The sequence below is a fragment of the Novosphingobium mississippiense genome (assembly GCF_044029535.1).
GTDB lineage: Bacteria > Pseudomonadota > Alphaproteobacteria > Sphingomonadales > Sphingomonadaceae > Novosphingobium.
On record NZ_CP147001.1, the window covers coordinates 2579961 to 2591363 of the forward strand.

10 protein-coding genes are annotated in these 11403 nt (G+C 66.7%); 2 read left to right on the plus strand and 8 right to left on the minus strand.

The genetic code is table 11. The features are described from left to right. Window positions 1-116: 116 nt before the first annotated feature. The 5 genes from WBP06_RS12115 to WBP06_RS12135 all read right to left on the minus strand — a co-directional run bounded on the left by WBP06_RS12115 (window position 117) and on the right by WBP06_RS12135 (window position 6265). A complete protein-coding gene (locus tag WBP06_RS12115; protein ID WP_395327935.1) occupies window positions 117-710 on the minus strand; it encodes a DUF4402 domain-containing protein in 594 nt (197 codons plus the stop codon). A 232-nt stretch (window positions 711-942) separates the two neighbouring features. Then, window positions 943-1464: a DUF4402 domain-containing protein gene (locus tag WBP06_RS12120; protein WP_395327936.1), complete on the minus strand. Its 522-nt coding sequence runs from the start codon at window positions 1462-1464 to the stop codon at window positions 943-945. Between the two features lie 121 nt (window positions 1465-1585). Beyond that, window positions 1586-2872: a spinster family MFS transporter gene (locus tag WBP06_RS12125; RefSeq protein WP_395327939.1), complete on the minus strand. Its 1287-nt coding sequence runs from the start codon at window positions 2870-2872 to the stop codon at window positions 1586-1588. A gap of 1 nt (window position 2873) precedes the next feature. Next, on the minus strand, window positions 2874-3767 hold the full coding sequence (locus WBP06_RS12130; RefSeq protein ID WP_395327942.1) for an alpha/beta fold hydrolase: 894 nt from the start codon (window positions 3765-3767) through the stop codon (window positions 2874-2876). Between the two features lie 185 nt (window positions 3768-3952). Then, window positions 3953-6265 (minus strand): TonB-dependent receptor, encoded by a 2313-nt coding sequence (locus WBP06_RS12135; protein ID WP_395334136.1) that lies wholly within the window; start codon window positions 6263-6265, stop codon window positions 3953-3955. A 190-nt stretch (window positions 6266-6455) separates the two neighbouring features. Between WBP06_RS12135 and WBP06_RS12140 the strand changes: the two genes are divergently transcribed. Both WBP06_RS12140 and WBP06_RS12145 read left to right on the plus strand, forming a co-directional pair. Continuing rightward, window positions 6456-7109 carry a TetR/AcrR family transcriptional regulator gene (locus WBP06_RS12140; RefSeq protein WP_395327944.1) on the plus strand — a complete coding sequence of 218 codons (654 nt, stop codon included), beginning with the start codon at window positions 6456-6458 and terminating at the stop codon, window positions 7107-7109. Window positions 7110-7252: 143 nt separating this feature from the next. After that, on the plus strand, window positions 7253-7900 hold the full coding sequence (locus WBP06_RS12145) for a L,D-transpeptidase family protein (protein ID WP_395327947.1): 648 nt from the start codon (window positions 7253-7255) through the stop codon (window positions 7898-7900). Window positions 7901-8129: 229 nt separating this feature from the next. Here WBP06_RS12145 and tilS read toward each other — a convergent pair whose 3' ends face one another. The 3 genes from tilS to WBP06_RS12160 all read right to left on the minus strand — a co-directional run bounded on the left by tilS (window position 8130) and on the right by WBP06_RS12160 (window position 11263). Beyond that, window positions 8130-9131: a tRNA lysidine(34) synthetase TilS gene (tilS, locus tag WBP06_RS12150; protein WP_395327950.1), complete on the minus strand. Its 1002-nt coding sequence runs from the start codon at window positions 9129-9131 to the stop codon at window positions 8130-8132. Further along, window positions 9112-10110, minus strand: a complete 999-nt coding sequence (locus WBP06_RS12155) for a hypothetical protein (protein ID WP_395327953.1) — start codon at window positions 10108-10110, stop codon at window positions 9112-9114. Before WBP06_RS12155 ends, tilS begins: the two co-directional genes overlap by 20 nt. A gap of 172 nt (window positions 10111-10282) precedes the next feature. Further along, window positions 10283-11263, minus strand: coding sequence for a helix-turn-helix domain-containing protein (locus tag WBP06_RS12160; protein ID WP_395327955.1), 981 nt, complete (start codon window positions 11261-11263; stop codon window positions 10283-10285). Window positions 11264-11403 lie beyond the last annotated feature (140 nt).

Sequence of the window (11403 nt, forward strand, 5' to 3'; positions counted from 1 at the left end):
ACTAGGGGGTTATGCGGAGGCTTCTTACCGAAAAATAATCAATACTGGAATTTCATACTAAAGTACCGCCCATTTCATTCCCTTGTATGAGTAAACGGGCTGAAAATCCCACCGAATCAACCGTAAACGACTATGACGGGAACTTGCGCACGATAGTGCGATGCTTCGGTGCCGGGCGGAATGCGCAATTCGCCGCCGATTTCGAAACCATCCCCACCGGCATGATTCAGCACCCCCTGCGCACCGGCCTGCGGGCGGCTGTCGGTACGCACGGTCAGACCGGTGACGGGCAGAGCGGCCATCGCCTCTCCCTCCGCCGAATGGGCCTGCACCGATTCCGGCACGACCACGCGATAGGCGCGGCCCGGTTCGCCCTCCACCCGCAGGCGGGCGGCATGGGGGCCGGCGCAATTGGCATTGCCGACAATGCAGGCCGGATGCGCCGCCCCGGCGTAGCGCGCGGCGGGATCGCCCGGCGCGATCACCAGAGTGCCACCCTGCGCCCCGACATCGCCCACCGATCCGAAATCGAGATCGGACAATGACCGCACCGACAGCGGCTGCACCACCGTTGCGCTGGCCACGCCTGTGGCATGACCGGCCGCAGCGCCCACGCCGAGCCCGTCGGCCGCCAGCGCGGGCGCCGCCCCGGTGACAACACCGATCGCCGCGAAACCGGCAGCAACGGGACGGACGGGTGATTGGGACACTGGCATGCACTCGCTGCGGGGCGCACGGGCGCCGGTTCCGGTTCGTCCGGCCCGCCCCTTGACCGGGCACGGAGACGCACCCGCCTCCGCCGCAAGGAAACGGGCGGAGAGGCATAGGGGTTCCGCACCGGCCGAATGCCGGGCCATCCCCTTCATTCTAGGAAGAAATCGGCAAGGCCGGTGCTTACGCGCCGCTAAGCAGATACCCGTGCCAGATCGGGCCGGTGCGAGATCAGTCCCCGCTGACCACGGTGGCGTCGATCGGCAGCGGCATCGCCAGCGTGCCACCGCCATAGCGGCGCGTCAGGTCCATCCGCGCGCCGACGCGGAAGCTGCGCGAACAAACCCGCTGCGCGCAGCTTTCGAACGTCACCCGCACCACTTGCCCGGGCGTGACGGTGCCATAGCCGGGAAGGTCGGTTTCGAAGGCGGAAAGCTTGCCCGAAACCCCGCCACTGGTGACGATGCCCGGCGCCGAGAGGACGACCTCCACGGTAATGTCCAGCGGCCGCCTGCTCTCGTTCCCGCGATCGTAGGCCACGGTGAACTGCGCCGGCCGCGTGCTGTTTCCGGGGGCGGAGAGCACGCCGCTGTCGGTCACCATGCCGCTGGCCGATATGCGGCGGCTGCCATTGTCCACCACCACCATCTTGCCGAAATCGAGCCGGACGTCGGCGGTGACGGTCGTGCGTGCCGGATCGGCGGCGGCGGGCACCGCAAGGAAGGCAAGCGCCAGCGGCGCCCAGCGGCGCACGCGCAAGTTCCCCGTCCGACTGACTGACCCGTAGCTGAGCATCCCGCGCCCAGACTATACGGCACGCGATGTGCAGGCCAGTGCCCGTACACGCGCGAATCCCGTTTTGGGATCAGCCGGATCAGGCCTCCCGCACCCATTCGCGGCGCAGCGCCGGCCCGGCCAGCGCCATCAGCAGCGCCGCCAGCAGGTAGAGCGCCAGGCCGATCAACATCGAATAGCGCAGCGCCTCTGCCCCCCACACCGGGGTCAGCGCCTTGGACAGCGCGCCCAGCGCATAGATGCCGCCGCCCAGCCCGATCAGGTTGTTGATCAGCAGGAACAGCGCCGATGCGGTCGCCCGCGCCGGCGGTTCGACAAGGTGCTGCACCGCGCTGGTCACCGGCCCCAGCCAGACATAGGCCAAGGCCTGCGGCAGCAGGAACAGCAGGAAGGCGGTGGGCACGCTGTGCGTCCAGATCCCGCCCGCATAGAGCGGCACCGCCAGCACATAGGCCATGGCCGGCACCCAGCCGTAAAACGCACGGTCGGCCGATCCCAGCCGGTCCGCCAGCCGCCCGCCGCCCAGCACGCCCACGGTGCCACCCAGCAGCAGCACCGCGCCCAGGAACCAAGAAGTCTGCACCAGATCGAGGCCGAAGCTGCGCTGCAGCAGGCTGGGCATCCAGAACATCACGCCATAGCCCAGCATCGAACTGGACGCGGCGCCGAACGAGAGCAGCCAGAACGCCTTCTTGCGCAACAGCGTGGCAGCCACATCGGCAAAACGCACGGTCGGCCCGCTTTGCACGGCAACCCGTGGCCGGTCCCGCACCACCATGCGGAACGGCACCGCCGCCAGCAGCCCGGCCAGCCCGACGACCACGAAAGCCGCGCGCCAGTCCACCCGCGCGGCAACATAGCCGCCTGCCAGCACGCCCGCCGCCGCGCCGATGGGAATGCCCAGCGAATAGATGGAAAGCGCGAAGGCCCGCTTCTCGCTGGGGAAATGATCGCCGATCACCGCGTAGGACGGGGCGACGCCGCCCGCCTCCCCCACGCCGACGCCCAGCCGGGCGACGAACAAGTGCCAGAACCCCTGCGCCGCGCCGCACAGCGCGGTGAACAGGCTCCACACCAGCAGCGATCCGGTGATTACCCAGGACCGGCTGGTGCGATCCGCCAGCCACGCCAGCGGCACGCCCAAGGTGGAATAGAGGATCGCGAAGGCCAGCCCGCCCAGCATCCCCATCTGCGCATCGTCCAGCCCCAGGTCCTTCTGGATCGGCGCCGCCAGGATCGCCAGAATCTGCCGGTCCACGAAGTTGAAGATGTAGACCAGCAGCAGCATCGCCAGCACCAGTTTCGGCGAGGCATCGCGGCGGGCGGGCTTTTGCAGCCCCAGCGTATCCGTTCCGGCGGCGCTCATGTCAGTCCAGATGTTCCTTGCAGAAGGAGAGGATCGCCGCGAGCGCGGGCACCTCGTCCAGAATCGGGGCATGGCCGACGCGCGGCACATCGACGTGGCTGTACGGCCCCGAATGGCGTGCGGCCATCTCCCGCGCGGTATCGATGCTCAGCAGGTCGGACAAGGCGCCGCGCACCACCAGCACCGGTGCGGCGTCCAGCGCATCCCACAAGGGCCAGAGATCGGGCGGCACCGTGTCCGGCTCGTCCCCCGCCATGCCCTGGGCGATGGCGGGATCGTAATCGAAGGAGACGGTGCCGTCCGCATTCTCGCGGCAGGTGCGGCGGGCGAAGGCCAGCCACTCCGCCGTGCCATAATCCGGAAAGGCCACGGCGTTGACCGCACGGCAGCGGGCCGCCGCCGCCGTCCACGAAGCCATCGGCCCCGACGGCCCGACATAGCTCTGGATACGGGCCAGCCCGGCGGGATCAAGCACCGGGCCGATGTCGTTGAACACGAAGCCGGTGGCCAGCCCGGGCCGCACCGCGTTCATCACCATCGCCATCAGCCCGCCCATCGACGTGCCGACCAGGCAGGCCCGTTCGATACCCAGACCATCCAGCAGCGCGAACATGTCCTGCGCATAGACATCGGGCCGGTAATTGGCCGGATCGGGATCCCACTGCGAAAGGCCGCGCCCGCGCTGGTCCGGCACGATCAGCCGGTAAGTGCCGGAAAGGTGCGCCGCAAGCGGCTCGAAATCGGCACTGTTGCGTGTAAGCCCGTGCATCATCAGCAGCACGGGCGCGGGCCCCTCCCCCGCAACGTCACGCGTGAAATCGCGCGCCGGATAATCGCGGGCGACAAGGTCCAGCCGCCCGCAGGCGCTGCGATAGCGGTGGAGGCTATAGTCCATCCTGATGGAATCCCCTTGAACCGTTTGCGCGTCAAAAGACTTCAGGGTGGTTCCACATTCAGTTCAGGCGGAGCCGAGAAGCGTGATTTTCGAGCACCGGAGCGCAGCGGACTTAAAGTCCGTGAGCACCGGAGCGCAGAAAATCGCGCTTCGCAGGCCCGCATGGGCTGAATGTAGATCCGCCCTTAGAACTTCACGGTGCCGGTCACGAAAACCTGACGCGGATTGCCGTAGAACCCGGTCAGCGTGCCCTGCGTGCCCAGTGTCGGGATCGGATTGCCGTTGGCATCGGGGATCACCGCGCCGGTCACCGCATCCTGCCGGATATAGCTGTAGCCGGAGGTGATGTACTCCTTGTCCAGGATGTTCTTGCCATAGACGCCCAGCGTCCAGCGTCCGCCCGGCGCCGAATAGACCAGATTGGCATCCCACAGCGCATAGCCCTTCTGGTCCAGATAGGGGTTCGGGTATTCGAACTGGTGGACCTTGGACCGGTAGGACACCGTGGTGCCGAACATCAGGTCGCCCTCACCCACCGGCAGATCATAGCTCAGCGTGCCGCTGGCGGTCCACTTGGGCGTATTCTGGATATGGCGGTAATCGGCCACGTCCACCGTCTTGCCGGCGATGAACGTCTCGTACTTCAGGAACTTGGCATCGATATAACCCATCGAGGCGGACAGGCTCAGCTTGTCGCCCGAGGTTGCCAGATCGCGGCCCAGCTGCGCGGTGGTTTCCAGTTCCAGGCCCTGCAGGCGCGCCTTGCCGGCGTTGGAGACGACGCCGCAGAACGTGGGCACGCCGCTGACGGTGCAGGCGACGGAGCCGGGGATCTGGATATCCTTGTAATCCATCCGGAACGCCGCTGCCGCCACATAGAGCGCACCGTTGAACAGGTTGCCCTTGTAGCCGATTTCGTAGCTGTTCACCGTCTCCGGCTTGAAGCTCAGGTAATCGGCCACTTCGGCGTCGCTGGGAATGCCGCTGGGATTGGTGGTGGGCGCATTCTTGCCGACGCCGCGCGGGTCGAAGCCGCCGCCCTTGAAGCCCTGGCTATAGCTTGCGTAGATGTTGTGATCGCGGTTCGGCTTGAACGAGAGCGAGGCACGCGGGGTGAACTTCTTGTAGACCGCGCTGCCGCTGAAATTGGTATCGGTGGAGAACAGGATCCCGGGATTGCCGAAGCGCTCGCCGCCGCCACGGAAATAGGTCTGCTTGATGATGTCCGCCTCACGCTTGTCCCAGGTGTAGCGGCCGCCGACCGAGAGGCTGAGCTGGTCGGTGAAGTTGTAGGTCATATCGCCGAAGACCGCCCAGGTCTTGGTGTCCACATCGGCCTCGGTATGGCCGGTCAGCATCGGCAGCAGCGCCGGCAGCGTGGTGTAGGTGCGCGAATCGAAGTAAGTGTCCGCGCTGGCGTTCAGCCAGTAGAAGCCGACCATCGCCTGCAGCGGCCCCTTGTCGTAGGCCAGCTGGAATTCCTGGCTCAGCTGCTCGTTGTCATAGAACGCGGGCACGTCCAGATCGACGGTAGGGCTGGCGTCGAAGTCGATCGGCGTGGCCGAATGGTCCTTGCGCCAGGCGCTGATCGACTTGAACATCAGGGCATCGGTCAGATCGACCTTGATGTTCATGGCCAGGCCCCATGCCTCGATATCCTGCTTCGGATCGTCGATGGCGCCGGCGCTGTCGAACACGTCCGGCAGGATCTCGCTGCCCGGCGCGGAACCGGCGATCAGGCGGTGGCCGCCGCGCGGGTTGCTGCGATCGCGCGTATAGTCGCCGGTGATGCGGACCAGCACCGGTTGCCCGCTGCCGCCCATCTCCAAGGTGCCGCGCGCGGCCCAGATGTCCTTGTCGTAATTGTCCTTGCCGGTGGTGATGTTCTCGCCAAAGCCATCACGGGTCAGCCGCGCCACCGATCCGCCGACGCGGACGATGTCGTTGATCGGCGCCGATGCGGTGATCACGCCGTCAAGCTGGTTGTAGGTGCCGTAGGTGGCGCGCGCCTTGAAGGCGAACTCGTCCGGCAGCGACTTGGTCACGTACTTCACCGCGCCGCCGATGGTGTTGCGCCCGTAAAGCGTGCCCTGCGGACCGCGCAGCACTTCGATGCGCTCCACATCGTAGATATCGAGCACGGCGGCCTGGGGACGGTTGAGATAGACGTCGTCGAGATAGATGCCGACGCCCTGCTCGAAGCCCGAAACCGGGTCCTGCTGGCCAACGCCGCGAATGAACGCGGACAGGGTGGAGTTGGTGCCTCTCGACGGCTCCAATGTCACGTTAGGTACCGTCTGGGCCAGATCGGTGATGTCCGCCGCGCCGGAGCGTTCCAGCTGCGCGCCGCTGAAGCTGGTGACGGCGATCGGCACGTCCACCAGACGCTCTTCACGACGGCGGGCAGTGACGATGATCTCACCCTCCCCCACATTGGCCGGCGCCGTCGCATCCGCTGCGGGTGCCGCTTCCTGCGCCAGCGCGGGCACGGCCGCCATGCCTGCCAGAACCGTCGTCAAAGTGAGGAAATTCTTCGTCGCACGGCCGCGCACGCCGCCCCTCTGCGCCTTTTGCATCGCTCGTCGCTCCCAATGAATCTTATCGTTGAAGGCAGTCATATTGATACTTGAACCAAGTTTCAACATTGAACATTTGCCATGGATCACATCAAGGTTTAGCTGTGTCCCCGTGACCACAGACGCCCCCTCGCCGCCGGTCGAAACCGATCCCGCAGATCGGCTGACTTCGGCCAAGACCCCGCGCACCGAACGCGGCCGGCGAACGCTGCGCAAGTTGCTGGACGCGGCGGCGGTGGAATTTGGCGAGCGCGGATTTCACGAAGCCTCGATCACCGGCATCACCCAGCGCGCGGGCACGGCGCTGGGCAGTTTCTACACATACTTCGATTCGAAGGACGAGATCTTCCGCGCGCTGGTGGACGACCTTTCCGGCAAAGTGCGCGAAGCCGCGCGCGATGCGCTGCGCGAACCGCTGCCCGCGCTGGAGACCGAGCAGGCGGCGCTAACCGCGTTCCTGCAGTTCGCCCGCGATCACAAGGAAATCTACCGCATCATAGACGAGTGCGAATTCGTCGATCCCGCCAGCTTCCGCATCCACTACGAATCGACCGCAAGGCGCATCACCGAACGTCTGGGCGAAGGCGTCCGCAAGGGCGAACTCCGCGCCGGACTGGGAGAGGCACATGCCTGGGCGATCATGGGCATGAACGTGTTCCTGGGCCTGCGCTACGCCGTGTGGTCTGACGACCTGCAGCCGGAAGATGTTGCCGATCTCGCCAATTCGATCCTGCGCGAAGGCATTGCGGCACCAAAAGGCAGCTAACGGACTAACGCACCACGTTAACGATTCACCGGTAAAACGGTCCTGATTTGAGACGCGATTAGTTAACGCTCTGGCAAGTTTTGCGAGATCGCGCGATAAGCGTCCTCGTGGAAAACAACGCCGATCTTCGCAAGCGCGCCCCGATGGGGGCCAGGCTCCTCCTCGCTTCGGCAGCGCCCGCTCTTGCGGTGATCGCGGGCGTACTGGTCATGGCCACGCAGCCTTCCACCCCGGCCAGCGCAGCGGCGACGTTCCACGCCGCCGTCCCTGCCCCCTCCCTCGCCCCCGCCCCCGCCAAGGCTCCTGTTGCCCCGGCGGCCGACAGCGCTTTCGTCATCAAGCGCATCCTGCCGATCGAAGGCGCGATCAAGTACGGCGAATGGCACTGGGACGAAACCGGCGCGCCCGCCGGCCCGATCGTCATCACTGTGGACCTCGACGCGCGCGTGCTCTCGGTATTCCGCGACGGGTATGAAATCGGCGCGACGGCCGTGCTGCTCGGCACGGAAGACACCCCTACCCCGCTCGGCGTTTTCCCGATCACCGAGAAGGACAAGGATCACGTCTCCAATATCTACACCGGCGCACCGATGCCCTACATGCAGCGCCTGACCAACGACGGCATCACGCTGCACGGGTCGGAAGTTGCCAAGGGCTATGCCAGCCACGGCTGCGTCGGCATGCCGGACGACTTCGCCGCCAAGCTGTTCGCGGTGACCAAGCTGGGCGACAAGGTCTACATCACCCGCGGCAAGCAGGCCGCGATGGGCGACGATCTGGTCGGGGCGTGATCGCGGCGAACTAGGGATTCCGAGCCGAACAACGGCTGGCACGTCCATACCCGAAACACCCCAACACTCCGTCGCCCCCGCGAAGGCGGGGGCCCCGCTTTCTTCTGCAATCTCTCGCAAGCCGCAAGATAAGTGGGATCCCCGCCTTCGCGGGGATGGCGCGATTTGGTAGCGAAACTCCGGAATGGCGCAGCGGTCCTTGGCTGACGAAGAACCGCCACCCTGCCCCTCAACTCTTGATCTTCTTCGCCGCGCGCACCGGCGCCTTGGCGAAACTCCACCCGCCGGCATTGGGTCGCACGACCAGTTCGCCGATCGATGCCGGCTTGCCCTCGCACAATGTGTCGAACAGGCGCGCGATCGCGCTGCCACGCGCCTCCTCGCCCCCCAGTTCGGCCACGCAGCGCGCCAGGACCCGCAACGCCACCGCCCGCGGTGCCTGGGGGCGATAACGCAGCCCCATCGGCTCCTTCTTCACGCAGGAGCGCCACTCCAACGCCGCCATCCATTCCAGCGCAGCATCGGCATCTGCCAGATTCTCGGCGCTGCGGGCAATCGCTGCCACATCCAGCCACTCCGCACCGACCAGTGCCTTGCGGATACGCACGCGATCGAAACGGTCGTTCGCGTTGCTGGGGTCCTGCGCCGCCTCCATGCCCGCCGCCGCGACCAGTTCGCCCAATTCGGAGCGACGCCAATCCAGCACCGGCCGCAGCAAGGGGATCGCCGTTTCGGGCACACGGCCACGCCCGCGCGTTCCGGCGAGCCCCGCGACGCCGCTGCCCCGGTTCAGCCGCATCAGCAGCGTTTCGGCCTGATCGTCAGCATGATGCGCCGTGGCCAGCCCGGAAAGACCGCGCTCCGCGATCCACTCCGCCATCGCCGCATAACGCGCCGTGCGCGCCTCCGCCTGGACGTTGCCGGTAGCAACGGTGACGCAAAGCGTCGCATGGGGAATGCCCAACCGTTCGCACAGCAACGCCACATCGGCCGCCTCCGCGGCGCTTTCGGGGCGCAGTCCATGGTCGACGGTGGCCGCTTCCACGCGGCCAGGCAGCGCCGCCACTGCAAGCAGAAGCAGCGCCGTACTGTCCGGCCCACCCGACACCGCCACGCCCAATCGCGCGGTTTCGTCGGTCCGTTCCGGCCAGATCGCCTCGATCCCGGCACGAAAGCGTTCAACCGCTTCCGGCGCCGGAATCAGGCCATGGTCAGGCGCAGGTGAGCCCATTGCGCGTGGAATCGTAAACGCCCTTCAGGCGCCCCGCCGCCTCTGCGGCGTAAGTGTCGCTGAATTCGGCCAGCGCGATGCAGGCACGCTTGGTGTCCTTCATCTGCTTCATCGAGATCGCCAGATACAGCAGGCTGTCCGGCGCACGATCGCCGCGCTTGTCGGCCTGATAGTTCTGGACGAACCACTTGGCCGCTTCCAAAGGCTTGCCATCGTCAAGATAGGCGCGGCCCAGCAGGTTCCGGCCCCAGCTGACGCGCGCGTGCTTGGGATACTTTTCGAGGTAGAGCTTCAGCTGCTGCTCCGCCTCGGGATAGAACTTGGCTTCCCACAGCCGGAAACCGTAGGAATATTCGTCATCGGCCGCGTCGGCGGTCTGCGGCTTGACGATCGCCTTCACCGCATCGATGCGCGAGTTGGACGGGCCGACCGGCTTCGTTTCCACCGCCGGCTTCAGTTCCGCCGGCTTGGAAGAAGTCTTCACAACTGCCGGCTGGGCACCGCCCATGGTCGAAAAGTTGGACTGAGAAGCGGTGGGCTGAAGACCTGCGGGCTGCGAGCCGACGGGATCGACCGGAACCGGCGCGGGGGCCGGCACGCCGGCAGCCAGCTTGGCTTCAAGCTGTTCGATACGGTTGGTGTTCTGCTCGACCTGGCCGGTCAGGCGCGCCATCTGCGCCTCTACCGCGTCCAGACGCACCAGCATGTCGCTGACCGGGGTGGTCGCGGGCTGGCCAGGCGCCGGGGTGGGCGTGGCGGCGGGGCCGGTGATTTCCGGCGAGAAATACTTGCCGTCTCCGCCCGGGAAGACCTTGCGCTGCAGCGCGCTCACTTCCTTTTCCACCTTCTTGAGGCGGGCATCGGTCGAAGCGTCCTGCGCCTGCACGGGCGCGACGAAGCTCACGCCGGCAAGCACCAGCGCGACGACGCCGGTCGCGGCAAGCCGCATCCGGCGCACGCTGTTCAGTGAAGAAGTCATTGCAAAATCATCTCCGTCTCGGGCGATGCCCGCTGACATGCCCCCTTTGCACCGCACCCCCTGCCGTGCGGCAGGTCGGTCGGCTCAAGGTTGCCCCGGTCGTTTCGAACGGGGCATTAACCAAGCCTGCCGACAGGGGGTGCCGCAAGATGCGCCCCCTGTCGAGGCAGGCTCAGTTGGAAGTGGTGGAAAGCGGTGCGACGGCAGGCGCCGCAGCGTCATTGCCGGGAACCGGCGCCGGGGTGGCGGCGGTAACCGGCACGGTGGCCTGGGCGGTCGGGCGGGCGGGTGCCCGCTGACCGGCCGGCGCAGCGGCCGCGGGAGCCGCAGCACCCGGCGAGGCGGCAGCCTGCGGGTTCGCCCGCGCGGCAAGGTCCGCCGGGGTGAGCGACACGCCGGACATCACCATCGGCTTGGTGGCCAGCGGCGGGATCGCGGTGCCGCCGACCGTCACGGTCAGCGCATCGGGGCGGCCGGTGCGGAGCTGCGGGGCCTGCGCAGTCTGCGGCACCGTCCAGCTTTCGCCCTTCTTCAGCGTGGTTTCGACAAGGCGATTGGCGCCGTCGGTCACGCGCACCCACACGCCTTCTTCGGTCGCGGTCAGCACGACCGGGCCATTGGCCGCCGCCGGCGTGGGCGTCGCAGCCGGAACCGGCACCGCCACGTGGGTGGGCGCGGGTGCGGGCTTGGGCGAAAGCAGATCGGGCAGCTTGCCCTCGGGCGAAAGATAGCTGCCCCAGAACACCAGCAGCAGCACGATCACCAGCAGCGCACCGGCACCCGCGATCCAGGCCAGCCTGGCCGAAGGAACGCGCGCGGGATCGCCCGGCTGGAAATCGTGTACCACCACCGGCTCACGCCCGCCTTCCGCTTCAAGCTGGCGGCGGACGATCTCGGCGATCTCCTTCTCGTCCAGCCCCAGCGTGCGGGCATAGGCGCGCGAAAAGCCCACCGCATAAGTGCGCGCGGCAAGATCGCCCAGCCGGTCTTCCTCGATCGCGGCCAGATGGCGTTCGGCGATCTTGGTCTGCATGGCGATATCGGCGCGCGACAGGCCCGCCGCTTCACGCGCGCGTGTCAGCACGGTGCCTACGGTGATGTCCGCATTCCGGAGCGTCTGTTCGCCCGCATCTTGATTTTCGACGTGTTCCATTCCGCTCCCGAAGGGAATTCAGTGAGTTTGACAGTTCCAAACCGGGATCGACACCAAGCCGGGCAGCCTCCCAAAGTCAATCGGGGCGCCGACTATTCTCTCAGAAATCTGCGGCGGATGCGACCCCGTGCACGGCGAGT

Coding starts and splice junctions, on each gene's coding strand:
- WBP06_RS12125 (WP_395327939.1), bottom strand. CDS start 2,872: ATGAGCGCCGCCGGAACGGATACGCTGGGGCTGCAAAAGCCCGCCCGC.
- WBP06_RS12130 (WP_395327942.1), bottom strand. CDS start 3,767: ATGGACTATAGCCTCCACCGCTATCGCAGCGCCTGCGGGCGGCTGGAC.
- WBP06_RS12135 (WP_395334136.1), bottom strand. CDS start 6,265: ATGGCGGCCGTGCCCGCGCTGGCGCAGGAAGCGGCACCCGCAGCGGAT.
- WBP06_RS12145 (WP_395327947.1), top strand. CDS start 7,253: ATGGGGGCCAGGCTCCTCCTCGCTTCGGCAGCGCCCGCTCTTGCGGTG.
- tilS (WP_395327950.1), bottom strand. CDS start 9,131: ATGGGCTCACCTGCGCCTGACCATGGCCTGATTCCGGCGCCGGAAGCG.
- WBP06_RS12155 (WP_395327953.1), bottom strand. CDS start 10,110: ATGACTTCTTCACTGAACAGCGTGCGCCGGATGCGGCTTGCCGCGACC.
- WBP06_RS12160 (WP_395327955.1), bottom strand. CDS start 11,263: ATGGAACACGTCGAAAATCAAGATGCGGGCGAACAGACGCTCCGGAAT.